17 protein-coding genes are annotated in these 15589 nt (G+C 44.4%); 12 read left to right on the top strand and 5 right to left on the bottom strand.

The genetic code is table 11. From position 1 onward, the window contains the following. The first annotated feature begins 109 nt into the window (after positions 1-109). The 5 genes from CXF70_RS17085 (at position 110) to CXF70_RS17065 (ending at position 6041) form a co-directional block, all read left to right on the top strand. Complete coding sequence (locus tag CXF70_RS17085) at positions 110-1867, top strand: ABC transporter transmembrane domain-containing protein (RefSeq protein WP_101803658.1); 1758 nt, start codon at positions 110-112, stop codon at positions 1865-1867. After that, complete coding sequence (locus tag CXF70_RS17080) at positions 1864-3648, top strand: ABC transporter ATP-binding protein (protein WP_101803657.1); 1785 nt, start codon at positions 1864-1866, stop codon at positions 3646-3648. The genes CXF70_RS17085 and CXF70_RS17080 overlap by 4 nt, the downstream gene beginning before the upstream one ends. 28 nt (positions 3649-3676) lie before the next feature. Further along, a complete protein-coding gene (locus tag CXF70_RS17075) occupies positions 3677-4117 on the top strand; it encodes a hypothetical protein (RefSeq protein ID WP_101803656.1) in 441 nt (146 codons plus the stop codon). Positions 4118-4666: 549 nt separating this feature from the next. Further along, entirely contained in the window at positions 4667-5377 is a 711-nt protein-coding gene (locus CXF70_RS17070) for a cytochrome c biogenesis CcdA family protein (RefSeq protein WP_101803655.1), read from the top strand. A gap of 163 nt (positions 5378-5540) precedes the next feature. Next, on the top strand, positions 5541-6041 hold the full coding sequence (locus tag CXF70_RS17065) for a CcdC family protein (RefSeq protein WP_084245972.1): 501 nt from the start codon (positions 5541-5543) through the stop codon (positions 6039-6041). A gap of 162 nt (positions 6042-6203) precedes the next feature. On the opposite strand, the gene CXF70_RS17060 is transcribed toward CXF70_RS17065, so the two are convergent. Continuing rightward, positions 6204-6638: a DUF2621 family protein gene (locus CXF70_RS17060; RefSeq protein WP_084245970.1), complete on the bottom strand. Its 435-nt coding sequence runs from the start codon at positions 6636-6638 to the stop codon at positions 6204-6206. A gap of 120 nt (positions 6639-6758) precedes the next feature. Here CXF70_RS17060 and CXF70_RS17055 point away from each other — a divergent pair, with 120 nt between their 5' ends. The 4 genes from CXF70_RS17055 to CXF70_RS17040 all read left to right on the top strand — a co-directional run bounded on the left by CXF70_RS17055 (position 6759) and on the right by CXF70_RS17040 (position 8067). Beyond that, complete coding sequence (locus tag CXF70_RS17055) at positions 6759-6977, top strand: DUF1659 domain-containing protein (protein WP_084245968.1); 219 nt, start codon at positions 6759-6761, stop codon at positions 6975-6977. 22 nt (positions 6978-6999) lie between these two features. Continuing rightward, positions 7000-7215, top strand: a complete 216-nt coding sequence (locus CXF70_RS17050) for a DUF2922 domain-containing protein (protein WP_101803654.1) — start codon at positions 7000-7002, stop codon at positions 7213-7215. 64 nt (positions 7216-7279) lie between these two features. After that, the gene (locus tag CXF70_RS17045; protein WP_084245964.1) at positions 7280-7405 is read left to right on the top strand and encodes a YvrJ family protein; all 126 of its coding nucleotides are present in this window, start codon (positions 7280-7282) and stop codon (positions 7403-7405) included. A gap of 92 nt (positions 7406-7497) precedes the next feature. Further along, entirely contained in the window at positions 7498-8067 is a 570-nt protein-coding gene (locus CXF70_RS17040; RefSeq protein WP_199172854.1) for an SCO family protein, read from the top strand. 49 nt (positions 8068-8116) lie between these two features. On the opposite strand, the gene mscL is transcribed toward CXF70_RS17040, so the two are convergent. Beyond that, positions 8117-8500, bottom strand: a complete 384-nt coding sequence (mscL, locus tag CXF70_RS17035; protein WP_101803653.1) for a large conductance mechanosensitive channel protein MscL — start codon at positions 8498-8500, stop codon at positions 8117-8119. Positions 8501-8620: 120 nt separating this feature from the next. Here mscL and CXF70_RS17030 point away from each other — a divergent pair, with 120 nt between their 5' ends. After that, positions 8621-9268: a lytic transglycosylase domain-containing protein gene (locus tag CXF70_RS17030; RefSeq protein WP_101803652.1), complete on the top strand. Its 648-nt coding sequence runs from the start codon at positions 8621-8623 to the stop codon at positions 9266-9268. 461 nt (positions 9269-9729) lie between these two features. Here CXF70_RS17030 and CXF70_RS17025 read toward each other — a convergent pair whose 3' ends face one another. From CXF70_RS17025 to CXF70_RS17015, 3 genes are all read right to left on the bottom strand, one after another. Beyond that, positions 9730-9996 (bottom strand): GlsB/YeaQ/YmgE family stress response membrane protein, encoded by a 267-nt coding sequence (locus tag CXF70_RS17025; RefSeq protein WP_101803651.1) that lies wholly within the window; start codon positions 9994-9996, stop codon positions 9730-9732. A gap of 89 nt (positions 9997-10085) precedes the next feature. Beyond that, the gene (locus CXF70_RS17020) at positions 10086-10628 is read right to left on the bottom strand and encodes a cysteine hydrolase family protein (RefSeq protein ID WP_101803650.1); all 543 of its coding nucleotides are present in this window, start codon (positions 10626-10628) and stop codon (positions 10086-10088) included. Between the two features lie 320 nt (positions 10629-10948). Continuing rightward, on the bottom strand, positions 10949-11800 hold the full coding sequence (locus CXF70_RS17015) for a site-specific integrase (RefSeq protein WP_101803649.1): 852 nt from the start codon (positions 11798-11800) through the stop codon (positions 10949-10951). A gap of 319 nt (positions 11801-12119) precedes the next feature. Here CXF70_RS17015 and CXF70_RS17010 point away from each other — a divergent pair, with 319 nt between their 5' ends. Beyond that, on the top strand, positions 12120-12620 hold the full coding sequence (locus tag CXF70_RS17010; RefSeq protein WP_101803648.1) for a DinB family protein: 501 nt from the start codon (positions 12120-12122) through the stop codon (positions 12618-12620). Positions 12621-12752: 132 nt separating this feature from the next. Further along, positions 12753-15461 carry an aconitate hydratase AcnA gene (gene acnA, locus CXF70_RS17005; RefSeq protein WP_101803647.1) on the top strand — a complete coding sequence of 903 codons (2709 nt, stop codon included), beginning with the start codon at positions 12753-12755 and terminating at the stop codon, positions 15459-15461. Positions 15462-15589: the final 128 nt, after the last annotated feature.

Here is a 15589-nt window from a genome sequence, read left to right as displayed (position 1 = left end):
AGGCTGATTTATTTCATTTTACGAAATACTTCTTCCTATTTTATCGAAACATTTGATAAACTTAAAAAGTTCACTACATACATTAAATTACAGCAGGGAGAAGAATGGAATGCGCGTTTTTTTGGAATTGAGCTGGTTTTTTAAAGAAAGGAAGAAGCAGTACGCTATCGGCATCTTTCTTTTGATGATCGTTGCCTTGCTTGGCGTACTGCCGCCGCGCATCATCGGATTTGTGGTTGATGAAATCAGCAAAGGCACATTGACGCCCGCCTACCTGATGAAATGGCTAGGAGTCCTTGCGGCGTCTGCATTGGTCATGTACGTACTTCGTTATGCATGGCGCTTAATGATTTTCGGTTCTTCGATCATTTTAGCGCGAAATTTGAGGCGGCAGCTGTTTCACCATTTTACTCAAATGTCTCCTTCGTTCTATCAGAAAAGACGGGTTGGGGACTTGATGGCTCATGCCACCAATGATTTACAGGCTGTTCAGATGACTGCCGGTGCAGGTGTCCTGACGCTGTTTGACTCGATCGCGACAGGCGGTTTTGTCATCGCGGCGATGGCCATTACAATCGATTGGAAACTGACTTTGATTGTCTTGATCCCATTGCCATTGATGGCTTATATGACCAATTATTATGGCCGTCTGATGCATCTGCGTTTCCACGATGCACAGGCAGCTTTCTCAGGGTTGAATGATAAAACCCAGGAAAGCATTTCCGGCATGAAAGTGATTAAGACTTTCGGACAGGAAAAAGAGGACGTTGAAGATTTCCGGTCGCTTTCGAAGCGGGTAGTAGATGAAAACATCCGTGTCGCCAGAGTGGATTCTTTATTCGATCCGACAATTTCAGCTATTATCGGCGTCTGTTATTTTCTCGCGATCGGTTTCGGTTCTTACTTTGTAACCAACGGCGATATGTCGATTGGAGACTTGGTTGCATTCACTGCTTATTTGGGCCTGTTGGTATGGCCAATGCTGGCTTTTGGATGGTTATTCAATATAGTGGAGCGGGGACGGGCTTCATATGACCGGATCCGGCAATTGCTTGCGGAACCTGTCGATATTGACGACCGAAAAGGGGCGCTCGATATTCATCCTGAAGGCAATATCGTATTCGAACTTGAAGAATTTAAATTTACAGATGATGACCGGGCAGCTCTCCGGGATGTCCGTTTTACGCTGAAGCGGGGAGAAACTTTGGGGATTGTGGGCAAGACAGGCTCCGGAAAATCTGCCATTCTCCGTTTATTGCTGCGTGAATTTGAGAACTACAGCGGCGACATTCTTTTTGGCGGTCGTTCCATCAACGATTATAAAAAGAAAAAACTCAGGGAGGCAATCGGTTATGTGCCGCAGGATCATTTCCTGTTTTCGACAACAGTCGCCGGCAATATCGCATTCGCGAGACCGGACGCCACGGAAGAGGAAATCCACCAGGCGGCTCAGCTGGCGCATATCCATCAGGACATTTTGAATTTCACAGAAGGATATAATACAGTAGTCGGCGAACGTGGTGTTTCGTTATCCGGTGGACAAAAGCAGCGGATTTCGATTGCCCGTGCATTGATGATGAGGCCTGAATTGCTGATACTGGACGATTCGTTGTCCGCGGTTGACGCGAAAACGGAAGAAGCGATTTTAGAATCACTGAAGCGGACGCGGACAGGAGAAACGACAATCATCACATCCCACCGGCTCAGCGCCATCCAGCACGCCCATCAAATAGTAGTGATGGAAGCCGGTACAGTGGCGGAAATCGGTTCTCATGATGAATTGATGAAGAAAAAAGGGATTTACTATGAAATGTATGAGCTGCAGCAACTTGAAGCACTCGTCGAGCAGGGAGGCGAGACACAATGAATGAAAAACAAAAAGAACTGACCGGCAGTGACCAGTGGGTCGTATTCAAACGCCTGCTCGTTTACTTGATCCCCCATAAAAAGATGCTCTCTGTTGCCATGTTGCTGCTGATATTGACAGTACTTGGCGATGTACTCGGACCGCTGATCATCAAAAGCTTCATCGATGGCTATCTGACTCCGGGTAATTTCCCGACAGGTCCGGTAACCGGCCTGGCGCTTGGCTACTTATTCATTCAGGTTTCAAACGTCATCATCAGTTATTTTCAATTGCTGAAATTCCAGGAAGCTGCCTTGAAAATCATTCAGCAGATGCGAATTGATGTCTTTTCGAAAGTGCAGAGCCTAGGCATGCGCTATTTCGATCGCACACCCGCTGGCGGCATCGTTTCCAGGGTCACCAATGACACAGAAGCGATCAAGGAAATGTTCGTCACTGTACTCATCGGTTTTATCCAGAGCATATTCCTGATTATCGGTGTTTACATCGCAATGTTCTTCCTGAATGTGCGACTGGCACTCATTACATTGATCCTGCTGCCGATCCTGTTCTGGATCATGTATATCTACCGTAAATACAGTTCGATTTTCTATCAGGACCTGCGTGAAAGGCTTGGTCAGCTGAATGCTAAAATTTCCGAATCTGTCCAAGGGATGGGCATGATCCAGGCATTCAGCCAGGAAGGCAGGATGCAGGACGAATTCAATGAAATCAATGAAAAACATTGGAAAGCGGGTAAACGCAATATTAAAATCGATGGATTGCTGCTGCGTCCCGCGATCGATCTCGTTTACACACTCGCATTGATCATGCTGCTCAGCTATTTCGGCATCACTTCATTCAATTCGACGATTGAAGTAGGCGTCATTTATGCATTTGTGACCTATATAGACAGATTCTTCGAGCCGATCAACCAGGTGATGCAGCGGCTGTCCATTTTCCAGCAGGCGATTGTGGCTGCGTCGCGTGTCTTCGATTTATTGGATGAAACAGACGAAGCGCCTGCCCAAAAAGGAGCGGCAGCTGAAATTGCGGAAGGCCGCATTGAATTCAGGAATGTCAGCTTTTCCTATGACGGCAAGGCGGAAGTTTTGAAAAACATTTCATTTACTGCCGAGCCCGGACAGACGGTAGCGCTTGTCGGCCATACGGGGAGCGGAAAAAGTTCCATCATCAATTTGCTGATGCGGTTCTATGACTACGAAAATGGACATATCCTGATAGACGGAGTGGATGTAAAAGATTATCGCGCCAGTGAGTTAAGGAGAAAAATGGGGCTTGTCCTTCAGGATCCCTTCCTGTTTTATGGCACGATTGAAAGCAATATAAGGCTCTTTAACCAAGATATGCCGTTTTCAGAAATCAGGGCAGCCGCTGAATTTGTGCAGGCTGATAAATTCATTGCGCAATTACCGGATGGCTATGATCATAAAGTGACGGAGAGAGGGTCTACATTCTCGAGCGGACAGCGCCAGTTATTGGCTTTTGCCAGAACAATGGCGGCTGATCCGAAGATTCTGGTGCTGGATGAAGCGACGGCCAATATTGATACCGAAACAGAAGTCGCCATCCAGACGAGCCTGGAAAAAATGCGCAAAGGCCGCACAACCATTGCGATTGCCCATAGATTGAGCACGATACAGGACGCTGAACTGATTCTTGTGCTGCACCAAGGGGAAATTGTCGAACAGGGTACCCACCAGCAGCTGTTGGCAGCGCGCGGCCTCTATCATAAAATGTATCTGCTGCAAAATGGAATCGTGGAGAATGTCGGAAATTAAAAAGTCATTTTGATCAATGGAGGAGCTTATGAAGAATATCATTCCGTTTGCGTTGCTGATGGTCTTGGTCTTTTGTAGTACTGCACACGCTTTGTCATGGGCATACCCATTTGTGGTTTGGGAAGGAAGACTGTATGAAGTAGCAGAAGAGGAGCCGCTGCCTCAAAGTGCGATAGCTGGGCCAATAGGCAGAGTCGTGACCATGGCGGATGATATGTCAGGTGCATATTATGGCAACGCTTCGAACTATTACCCAATTGGCACTGTCTATTACGCAATTAAGGGAAGAAATTCCGAAGCAACTATTGCCGTGGAAACGGAAGGCGAATATTTAAGAGCCGATTACCGACAAGAATCCATGTTTCATTTCATGAATCTTCTATTGGACCAACGCATTCTAATGGGGATAATTCTTGCAATTATGACCTTGATTATTCTTTATGCCAGACGAAAAGATCGACGGAATTGATATAGGCTCTGCTAAAGGCAGGAGGGAAAGGTAAAAACTTTTTCTTCCTGTTTTCCTTTGTGAAAAAAGATAATATTAGCAATCGATATTGCGCAAAACAGCTTCGCTTTCCTGGGGGCTTGCAAAAACCCGTGCTCCTGCATCGCTGCGCTAGCTTCGTCGCAAAGAGCCGGCCTTGCAAGCTACGGCCAACTCTTAGCTAACTCGGCCTCGGTCCCCTTCGCCCGAGTGGATCTCAGCACTTCGCTCGAACCGGAGTTGGGTTCCAACTCCGGTTCTAATCCCCTGGGAGTCTCGCTGTTTTGCTCCATATCTCAGAATCGCTTCACTAGTTTCACAACATTAAAGATATGCGACAAATATGATTGAAGCCAATGATCTTCGCTCCTGTTTTTCTTTATATATAGAAGAAACAGCTTTTGACCAGATGGTTCTGTATAATTACCATTGTCACATTAAGCTCATTCACAAAGAGTTCACAGGCAAAAGGGCAGTTTTCTTTTGCTGAATTTGATAAGATGGGGAGAGTATAATGAAGGAGTGGAAACAGTGGCAAGTGACATTAATCTATTCCTGGCCTTCGGTGCAGGATTCCTCAGTTTCATTTCACCATGCACTTTGCCTTTATATCCGGCATTTTTATCTTATATTACAGGCATGTCGCTTGATGAAATTAAAAACGACAAGAAAGTCATGCAGCGCAGAGGCATGTTCCATACGCTTTTCTTCCTGCTCGGATTTTCAACCATTTTTATCGCACTCGGTTTCAGTACTTCATTCTTCTATGAATGGTTTGTCCGCTATGATGAATTGATCCGCCAGGTCGGCGCCATTTTCATTGTCATATTCGGTCTGATGATCGTCGGTGTGTTCCAGCCAAAATTCCTGATGGCAGATAAAAAGTTCTCATTTAAGAACCGTCCATCCGGTTTTCTTGGAACTTTCATCATTGGCCTGGCGTTTGCCGCGGGGTGGACACCATGTACCGGGCCCATTACAGCCGCCATTTATACGCTGGCTGCAGCGAATCCTGGTTCAGGTGTATGGTATATGCTCGCATATGTCCTCGGCTTTGCCATTCCGTTCTTTGTGCTGTCATTCTTCGTGACGCGCCTCGGCTGGCTGCGCAAGCATAATAACACGATTATGAAAGTCGGCGGATTCATCATGATTGCAATCGGAATTTTACTGTTCTTTGATGGAATGACTTATCTTATCCGTATCCTGAGTCCGATTTTCGGCGATTTCCAGGGATTCTAATTGATCACAAAGCAGGTGACACCATTGAAAAACATCGATTACATGAATGAATACCGGCAAACAATCAACAGTGCAGCCTTTTTTATGCTGTTTGCCAAAACAGAAAGTTGTCCCATATTCGAGAGGTTGCTTTCACAATATGAAGAGTTTAAGGAGGGATTGAATGTTTGATCAGATTCCTCCGGCAGTCTACTTGGCGATAACAACTGTTGGAGCGGTCTTTATGGGGGTTTTTGCAATCTTTGTAAGGTCGCGCTCAGCCAAGAAACCGGCTTCCGTGAAAAAAATTCTATTGCCGCCTTTATTTATGTCTACTGGCGCATTGATGTTCATTTTTCCTTTCTTCCGGGTTGCGCCTCCACAAATTGCCGAAGCGCTGGCCGCAGGCATCATTTTTTCGGTTGTGCTGATCTGGACATCCAAATTTGAGGAAAAAGAAGGAGAAATCTATTTAAAGCAATCGAAGGCATTCATCTTCATACTGATCGGATTATTACTGGTCCGGTTGCTCGCCAAAGTGATTCTCAGCTCTACGATTGATATCGGTGAACTCGCCGGTATGTTCTGGATACTGGCATTCGGAATGATCATTCCTTGGCGGATTGCTATGTATGTTCAATTTAAAAAACTTGCAGATAAAAACAAAAGCGCAGTACCCGGTTAATGGGTACTGCGTTTTTGTTTGTCTGCTTTTCTATGTCTAGACTCCGGCGCCCCAGCTCTTCGGGTCGTAAGCCACTCTGGCTGTGCGGCTGGAAAAACGCCGCTTCGCCAGATCGTCTTACGCCTTTCAGAGCTTAACGGGCGCCGTCGCTTTTCTTTTTCTTTATTTCTCAAAATAATTTTCATACGGAGCGACATCGATATTGAGTTCGTCCAGCTTTTTACGCAAAAATTTATGGTCGCGTTTTGGCGTGGCCTGGATATAGCCCCTGATAATATGTTCGTGTTCCATTTTTGAAACTTTTTCTTCCAATAGAATCTGGCCGATTCTGCCCGCTATCTTTTGTTTGGCAACTGGCCGAAACAAGTCAGGTACAGGCTGCACCAATTCATTCAATAATTCCTTTTCACGGTCTCCCCATAAATGGATGGTTTTGCCGACATAATATTCTTCCCAATTCAAATCAGACAATCCGTCTTTTTTCGGAATGGACTTCAAAAATTTCCTGAACATAAAATAGCCGCCAATCGCAAATAGACCGACAAGGACCACTACCCAAAACAGGATGAACCATAAAAACCAACCTTCTAACGCCACTTTATTCACCTCATACCTTCCGATATCTCCATTATAAGAGCAAAATAAAAAAAATTCATTAAAAATGTATCCCTTTTTGCTTTAACTGTCTATATAGCGGGTGAGAGGAGGTGAAACAAAATGGCAAACAGCAACTTCAAAAAGGCGAGCATCCGCCTGACATTTGATAATGGCTTTGATGCATTAGGCAAACCGAGGAAGAAAGTGAAAGCGTACCACAATGTATCCGATCTGGCATCAGCAACCGGGATTTTCGAATCAGCCCGCGTATTGACGGAATTCGGAAACAAACCGCTGATGGATTTGGAAAAGCAGTCTAGTCTTTCAATCTACGCATAATTACACTAAGGGGGAATAGGGAATGGCTAAAACATTGGAATTGATATTTGAAACAGGGGCAGGCAAAGACGTGGTGCTGTCTGTGGAAGAACCGCGAGAAGACCTGACGGCTCTGGAACTCGCGACTGGCATGCAGACCATCATTACGCAGAATATCTTTGAAGTTGAAGGGTCGCCATTTGCGATCGCCAAAGGTGCACGGGTAGTTGAACGGAACGTCGTCGACTACGAAGTCTAAGAACTGGAGCCCTCCTGAAATGGAGGGCTTTTTATCTTATTTTTGACAGAGAGGAGACAAACTAATGGAAGATTGGATGCGATTGATCCAGGAAGTGGGTTTTCCGATTTTTGTGTCATTTTATCTGATGCACCGGGTTGAAACCAAGCTTGTGGCGATACATGAAGCGTTGATCGCCATCAGGCTGTGATTTCACAAATTCGTGACAAACAGTGCCGGATGTGAGTTGTCTGGACCGCTTTCTTCATTTAAGATGAAGGCAGTATGTTTTGTGGAGGCGGCATGATGAAAAAAATAATGGCATTCGGGATAGTCAGCCTGGTCTTGCTGCTGACAGCTTGCGGCAATTCTGCAATTGAAGATTTTTCGCACACCGACCAGCGTGGAGAAGAGCTATCACTCGAGAACCTGAAAGGGACTCCGTGGCTGTCCACTTTTGTATTCACTAATTGCACGACCGTTTGTCCACCCATGACTTTCAATATGGCGTCAATTCAGGAAGAATTGGCTGCACAGGGAATAGACCAATATAAAATTGTCGCTTTTTCAGTGGATCCCGCTGTGGATGATCCTGAAGTATTGAATGACTATCTGAAAAAATTCAATGTACCCGATGAATCGAAATGGCATCTTCTGACCGGTTATTCCCAGGACTATATCGCTGAGTACGCTAAGGATAACTTCAAATCGTTTGTCAAAAAAGATCCTTCCAGTGATCAGGTGGTGCACGGCACCAGTTTTTATCTGATGGATAAAAATGGCGAGGTCGCAAATAATTACGACGGTTATGGAGATGTACCGGTCGAAGAAATTGTTGAAGATTTAAAAGAGTTATTGGATGAAAGCGAATAGAATGGATATAAAAAAGACTCCTTCCGACCGGGAATGAGTCTTTTTTATATCAAAGCTGTTGTTTTTTTAGCAATTCCCGAATCTCGACGAGCAATTCTTCTTTCTTATCCAGTTCAGGTACAACTTCTTCAGCCGGCATCTCTTCTTTGCGCCGGAACTTCATAAATAGGCGGATGACCATGAAAATGGAAAAAGATATAATCAGGAAATCCAAAACAGACTGTAAAAACGCTCCATATTTAAGCGTGGCATCTCCGACTTTATACACTGCGTCAGCTATGCTGAAACCTCCCAGCAGCATTCCAACTGCAGGCATGATCAAATCTTCCACCAGTGATGTCACGACCTTACCGAATGCAGCGCCGATCACAACAGCGATCGCTAAATCCAATACATTGCCTTTTAAAGCAAATGCTTTAAAATCATTCCACATTTGATTCACCTCCGTATATTACTTTACATTAAGAAATCGGGAAAAGATAGTACTTGTGGCGACAGAACTAAGGAGCTTTTTATGCTAAACTAGAGAAAATAAGCAGTTGGGCGTGAAGAAATGAAGAAGAAAAAAAGAAAACTGAAAAAAGGCGGCATGTTGAAACTTCTATTTCTGATCACGTTATTGCCAGCACTTTTGGTCAGTTTGACGTTATTAATAATCGTATATTATTTTTTCAATCCCGATACTGTAATGACTGCTTTAAAGGAAACGCCGAATTTATTCCGGGAAATGGAAGTTCCTGAAGAATATATACCTTTGTATAAAGAAACTGGGGAAGAATATGGCATCCCATGGACTTTGCTTGCAGCGCACCATCGGGTGGAAACAAGATTTTCTACGATGGATCCCTTATTGTCTCCTGTCGGTGCGGAAGGGCATATGCAGTTCATGCCTTGCACATTTGTAGGGTGGAGCCATCCGACCTGTTCAGGACTGGGCGAAGGGGACATACCCGAGGACGAAAAAACTGATCCGGCGATTATCGAGGCATTCGGGGGATATGGAATAGATGGGAACGACGACGGTGTGGCTGATCCATATGATCTGACGGATGCAGTTTACAGCGCAGCAAATTATTTGGCGAAAAACGGGGCAGCGGATGGTGATTTGGAGAAAGCGATTTTCCAGTATAACCACAGCGATGAATATGTAGAAGACGTATTGCATTATTACAATTTGTATAATGAGGAATTTGCTGAATAGAAAAAAGAGCGGACAAGGTGTCCGCTCTTTTTCAGCTTATTGAGAAAAGATAGATGCAAGCAATCGATATTGCGCAAAACAGCTTCGCTTTCCTAGGGGCTTGCACTGAGCTAACTCGGTCTCGGTCCCCTTCGTCCGAGTGGATCTCAGCACTTCGCTCGAAACGGAGTTGGAAACCCATCTCCGTTTCTACTCCCTTGGGAGTCTCGCTGTTTTGCTCCATATCTCAGAATTACTTACTATAAAGTAGTAGTTTAACTATTTTGCCGAGAAAAATATTCATCTGTTTTTACGTATATAAAATGTAGCAGCAACCGGTGAAGATCAAAGATGTGCTCCTGCATCGCTTCGCTAGGTCCGAGACATTAAAAGATATGCAGCGAAATGATTGAATAGGTTGAAGTTTCTCGACAGTCTAAAAAAGAGCGGACAAGGTGTCCGCTCTTTTTTTACTGATTAAATTATGCTCGGTTGCGTCTGTTTCTACCCATTGAACCAAGGATCAGGCTCAATACGAATACTAAGATCAAAGCACCGATCAATGCAGGGATGATGAATACGCCCCAAATTTCAGGTCCCCAGTCTCCAAGCAACAGGCTTCCCAGCCATGCGCCGATAATACCTGCGATAATGTTGCCGATGATACCACCGGGTACATCTTTACCTAAAATAAGTCCTGCTAGCCAACCGATGATACCGCCCATGATTAAAAATAAAATGAATCCCATCGTGTTCCAACTCCTTTTTTAGTAGTTATGATTGCTACACTACTGATATAACCTCATTCGGGAAATTTAAAACATCGACTAGGAAAAATTTATAAAACCTGTGCGCCCAAGGTATTGGCAAAGTGCCTCAAAGCCCAGTAATGCCCTTCAGGGTCAAAGCTGGCCACCGCATCCTGATGGATTGCAATAGCAAATCCTTTATTATAAGCATCCACTGCCGTGTGAAGGACGCAAATATCCGTGCATACGCCAACGATATGAAGTTCCTCAATACTTCTTTCACGCAGGAGTATTTCAAGGTTGGTTCCGGCAAATGCACTATAACGGGTTTTATCCATCCACAGTATTTTATCTTTATTTGCTTCGTACAGCGAATTCAATTGTCCATACAACTTTCTTCCTTCAGTTCCACGGATATTATGGGGAGGAAATAGTTTATGCTCAGGATGCAATGTATCTCCTTCTTCATGTAAATCGACTGGGAAAACGATGAAATCATCATTCTCCAAAAATTTTTCTGTTAACTTGCATATAGCTCCTTCGATAGCCTGTCCCGGTTTACCGCAAGTCAATCTGCCGTCATCAGCCACAAAGTCCACTGTGTAGTCCACAACCAGCAACGCTTTTTTCATGTAAATTCCTCCTGTCGGTAGTTTATTCTATTCAACCATATTGAACTGCAGATAGGAAAGATAAGTCTATTGATAGTTGACTGAATATTCGGTATAATATAAAGAAAAGGAAGGGTGAAACCGCATGCAATACGAAAATATTGAAAAATTGAACAGACAAGGGATGTGGTTTGTAATCATCCACACGGTGATTGTCTTCAATTTAGCGTTGAATTTCGGTTTCTTCTCCTAGGCAGACAGGCAGGTTTAAAACAAGTATCAATCATTAGCGAAGAAGCCGGCAAAGGATTTACCTTTGCCGGCTTCTTCGCTATGGTATTCTATTTTTTTAATCTTTGAAGGGAATCCTTAAGGATCCGGGAAGCCGAATCGAGGGATACTCCTAAAATTTCCTGTATTTCTTCCAGGTTTTTCTGTTCTTCCGAGTAAAGATAATGGACATATGCAAACCGGATATCACCCGAACGCATCGGCATGCCGATGAATGAGGAAAGTGCTTCGGTATAGTCGGAAAGGGACCCCATCTGGAACATCGTAAATTCATTATTCACTTTAGAGGATAGAAGATATGGGGTCCCCCTGAAAATGGCCCGTTCAATTCCCTCGAGCAGAACAGTAATTTCTTTTCCAGTAAAATCGATACGGCTCATATATCCATCTTTCTTTTCAAAGGATAGTGTCAATTTATGTCCTTTGTCTTCGAAATGGCTGATATCGATCGCAGCCATATCCCTAAGCCGAAGACCTCGCAAGTAAAGGATATATAAAATTTTCGCGTTCAAGGAAAGTTGTTCGGTTTCAAGGACCGCGTCTTTTTTTGCCAGCAGCTCCGCATAATTAAGGTGAATATCCGGCGGGGTCAGATCAAGTTTCTCCGAGTATTTGAATTTCGGCATGAAATCGACCGGAATCCGGCCGATTCTCCACATATAATCGAACCATTGGCGTATAAAAATGATTTTTCTGTTCAACGTACTGTCTTTGATGCCGGTTTTACGTTGTTCATGAAGAAAGTTTTGTATGTCGGCCGGCCGTATTTCATGTGGTTCGACCGACTTCTTATAAGTTTTGGCCAGGAAAGCGAGAAGGGAATGGATCAATTGCACTTCATGGATCACAGTATTCGGGCTGATGCCGTTTTCCAAACGATATTTTTCGTAACCATAAGGCATTCTGCTCACCTCTGCGTCTTTATTTACTGAATATTATACCACATTCAGCACTGAAGCGAACGTACTTTCGTGTAGGCGAAAAGAGAATAGTATCATGGGAATTATGAGAAGTGGAATCGCAGGAAGTTATTTAAAAAGTAATTTTCCTTGAATATTTTGATACATAAGGCTATAGCATAAAGTTCAAAACAAGTCGACAAGAAAAAAAGATTCGCTCATAATTATAAAGGAAATTCAAAACAAAAAGTTGGCGTTGACAGGGAAATAATAGGGTATGGAAAGAATAGCGCTGGCTACAAAAGCTGAAAGGGGAGAAAAAATGTTTAAAGAGAAGAACGAAGCGATTCGGCAGGATATTTTTAAAGCGGTGAAAGGGTTATCTGACGAGAAGCTGAACGAAAAGCCGGCAGAAGGGAAATGGTCGCCCATGCAAATACTGGACCATCTGCAGTTGATGGAAAATGTCATTGCCAGGAATATTTCGAAGGAGCTGGAACGGGGCAATAGCAAGAAAGCAATGAAAAAGCCGATTCAGCTGACTGTCAGCAGAACCATAAAAGTGGATGCACCAACCTATACAGAACCATCGGAAGATTTCATCAGACTTGTGGATATGACAGAAAAATTGGCTTCCTCCCGTGCAAACTTGAATTCACTCTATGACAATGCTCCGGAAGAATTGCTGAAAAATAAATCCATGCCGCATCCTGTATTCGGCAATGTGCCTTTGGTCCAGTGGTTTCCGTTTATCGGTCTCCATGAAAAAAGACATTTAAAGCAGCTGGAAAATACCTTAAGCGAATTGGATGGCAAACGATAACAGCTATTAGAAAAACTTATCACATTCCATAATTTTAATGTAATTTACTTATGCTTGGGATTTCGTTATGATGGTATAGGAGAAAAGAAGCTACTCAAAGCCTTTTCAGAAGATTCAAAGGAGGAACACGACATGGCAAAAAGCAGTTTGCACAACAGCCGCACTTCTTTTGAGCTAAATGGTAAAACGTATAATTATTACCGTCTGGCTGCACTTGAAGAAGCAGGAATCGCGAAAGTATCACGCCTTCCTTACTCAGTAAAAGTTCTATTGGAATCCGTATTGCGCCAGCATGACGGATATGTGATCAAAGATGAGCACGTTGAAGAATTGGCGAAATGGGGCAAAAATGCCAATAAAGAAGCAGAAGTTCCATTCAAGCCTTCCCGCGTAATTTTGCAGGATTTCACGGGTGTACCAGTAGTCGTCGACTTGGCAGCGTTGCGTTCAGCAATGTCCAAACTTGGTGGAGATCCAGATAAGATCAACCCTGAAATTCCGGTTGACCTTGTAATTGACCACTCCGTACAAGTAGATAACTATGGTTCCCAAGACGCGCTTCGCATCAACATGGAACTGGAATTTGACCGCAACGCGGAGCGTTACCAATTCCTTAACTGGGCTCAAAAAGCTTACGATAATTACCGCGCAGTTCCACCTGCTACAGGTATCGTTCACCAAGTTAACCTTGAGTATCTGGCGAATGTTGTTCATGCAGTTGAAAACGCTGATGGAACATTCGAAGCTTTCCCTGATACATTGGTGGGAACTGACTCCCACACGACAATGATCAACGGAATCGGCGTTCTTGGATGGGGAGTCGGCGGCATCGAGGCGGAAGCCGGTATGCTTGGACAACCTTCTTATTTCCCGATTCCTGAAGTTATCGGTGTGAAAATGACTGGAGAATTGCCAAACGGTGCTACTGCAACTGATTTGGCGCTTAAAGTCACTGAAACATTGCGTAAAAAAGGTGTTGTAGGTAAATTCGTCGAGTTCTTCGGCACAGGTGTTACAACATTGCCGCTTGCTGACCGTGCGACAATTGCCAATATGGCTCCTGAATACGGCGCTACTTGCGGATTCTTCCCGGTAGATGAAGAAGCATTGAACTATATGCGTCTGACTGCCCGCACAGAAGAGCAAATCGCCATCACGAAAGAATACTTAAAAGCGAACGATATGTTCTTCACTGTTGAAAATGAAGACCCGATCTACACGGATCTTGTTGAAATCAACCTTTCTGAAATTGAACCAAACCTTGCAGGACCAAAACGTCCACAGGATTTGATTCCGTTGTCTCAAATGAAAACAGAATTCAACAAAGCTGTAACAGCGCCTGAAGGCCCGCATGGCTTTGCGCTTGATGAAGCTGAAATCGCCAAGACAGCAACTGTAAACTTCAAAGACGGACGTTCCGTTGAAATGAAGACCGGTTCTTTGGCAATTGCAGCCATTACATCTTGTACAAATACATCAAACCCATACGTAATGCTTGGTGCGGGACTTGTAGCGAAAAAAGCGGTTGAAAGAGGCTTGACTCCACCTGCTTACGTGAAAACTTCCCTTGCACCAGGTTCTAAAGTAGTTACTGGCTACTTGCAGGATTCCGGTTTACTGGATTACATGAACCAAATCGGCTTCAACCTTGTAGGTTACGGCTGTACGACATGTATCGGTAACTCTGGTCCATTGCTTCCGGAAATCGAAGATGCGATTTTGGACAATGACTTGCTTGTTTCTTCAGTACTTTCCGGCAACCGTAACTTTGAAGGACGCATCCACCCGTTGGTAAAAGCGAACTACCTTGCATCACCAATGCTGGTTGTTGCTTATGCTCTTGCTGGAACAGTGGATATCGATTTCGAAGTGGATCCAATCGGACAGGACAAAGATGGAAATGATGTCTTCTTTAAAGATATCTGGCCATCAACAAGCGAAATCAAGGAAGCTGTGCATAACACAGTTACACCTGAATTGTTCCGTAAAGAATACGAGCACGTATTCAGCGAGAACGAAGCATGGAACGCAATTGAAACAAATGACGATGCGCTTTATGATTTCGACGACAATTCAACTTATATCCAAAACCCGCCGTTCTTCGAAAACATGTCGACAGAACCAGCGCCGATCCAGCCATTGGCTGACTTACGCGTTGTTGCGAAATTTGCTGACTCGATTACAACTGACCACATCTCACCAGCCGGTGCGATCGGTAAAGATACTCCTGCAGGCAAGTACTTGCGTGAAAACGGTGTTGAACCCCGCAACTTTAACTCTTATGGTTCCCGTCGCGGTAACCACGAAGTTATGATGCGCGGAACATTCGCCAACATCCGCATCCGTAACCAGGTAGCTCCAGGCACGACTGGCGGTTACACTACTTACTGGCCAACGGGTGAAACGATGGCTATCTATGATGCAGCCATGAAATACCAGGAACAAGGCACTGGCCTTGCTATCTTGACTGGCAAAGACTACGGCATGGGCTCTTCCCGTGACTGGGCAGCAAAAGGTACCTTCCTATTAGGCATCAAAACTGTCATCGCGGAAAGCTATGAGCGTATCCACCGTTCGAACCTTGTCATGATGGGCGTTCTGCCGCTTCAATTCCTGAACGGCCAAAACGCAGATTCACTGGGTCTTACTGGCCGCGAATCAATCTCAGTCAACTTGACGGATGATGTGAAACCACGCGACATCCTGAAAGTCACTGCAACTGCTGAAGACGGCAAAGTGACTGAGTTCGATGTCCTTGCACGCTTCGATTCTGAAGTTGAAGTAGATTACTACCGCCACGGTGGTATCCTGCAAATGGTGCTTCGCAACAAATTGCTTTAAGTATAATTTCTGAATAAAATGAAACAAACAAAAGGCTGCCCTCGGGCAGCCTTTTTATATACGCTGAATTATAGAAATGACATTTATATACCGCTTTGGCGCTATGGACCGGGTTCACACAATAAGCC

This window comes from Planomicrobium sp. MB-3u-38 (assembly GCF_002836425.1).
Classification (GTDB): domain Bacteria; phylum Bacillota; class Bacilli; order Bacillales_A; family Planococcaceae; genus Planococcus; species Planococcus okeanokoites.
The sequence above is the reverse complement of the archived record's forward strand: the minus strand, read 5'-3'. Positions and strand labels throughout refer to the sequence as shown.

Bases quoted from the DNA above. Each gene is read 5' to 3' on its own strand.
- CXF70_RS17010 (WP_101803648.1), top strand. From the start codon at position 12,120: ATGTTTAAAGAGAAGAACGAAGCGATTCGGCAGGATATTTTTAAAGCG.
- CXF70_RS17075 (WP_101803656.1), top strand. From the start codon at position 3,677: ATGAAGAATATCATTCCGTTTGCGTTGCTGATGGTCTTGGTCTTTTGT.
- CXF70_RS17020 (WP_101803650.1), bottom strand. From the start codon at position 10,628: ATGAAAAAAGCGTTGCTGGTTGTGGACTACACAGTGGACTTTGTGGCT.
- CXF70_RS17015 (WP_101803649.1), bottom strand. From the start codon at position 11,800: ATGCCTTATGGTTACGAAAAATATCGTTTGGAAAACGGCATCAGCCCG.
- mscL (WP_101803653.1), bottom strand. From the start codon at position 8,500: ATGTGGAATGATTTTAAAGCATTTGCTTTAAAAGGCAATGTATTGGAT.
- CXF70_RS17045 (WP_084245964.1), top strand. From the start codon at position 7,280: ATGGAAGATTGGATGCGATTGATCCAGGAAGTGGGTTTTCCGATTTTT.
- CXF70_RS17025 (WP_101803651.1), bottom strand. From the start codon at position 9,996: ATGGGATTCATTTTATTTTTAATCATGGGCGGTATCATCGGTTGGCTA.
- CXF70_RS17030 (WP_101803652.1), top strand. From the start codon at position 8,621: ATGAAGAAGAAAAAAAGAAAACTGAAAAAAGGCGGCATGTTGAAACTT.
- CXF70_RS17040 (WP_199172854.1), top strand. From the start codon at position 7,498: ATGATGAAAAAAATAATGGCATTCGGGATAGTCAGCCTGGTCTTGCTG.
- CXF70_RS17080 (WP_101803657.1), top strand. From the start codon at position 1,864: ATGAATGAAAAACAAAAAGAACTGACCGGCAGTGACCAGTGGGTCGTA.
- CXF70_RS17055 (WP_084245968.1), top strand. From the start codon at position 6,759: ATGGCAAACAGCAACTTCAAAAAGGCGAGCATCCGCCTGACATTTGAT.
- CXF70_RS17085 (WP_101803658.1), top strand. From the start codon at position 110: ATGCGCGTTTTTTTGGAATTGAGCTGGTTTTTTAAAGAAAGGAAGAAG.
- acnA (WP_101803647.1), top strand. From the start codon at position 12,753: ATGGCAAAAAGCAGTTTGCACAACAGCCGCACTTCTTTTGAGCTAAAT.
- CXF70_RS17050 (WP_101803654.1), top strand. From the start codon at position 7,000: ATGGCTAAAACATTGGAATTGATATTTGAAACAGGGGCAGGCAAAGAC.
- CXF70_RS17065 (WP_084245972.1), top strand. From the start codon at position 5,541: ATGTTTGATCAGATTCCTCCGGCAGTCTACTTGGCGATAACAACTGTT.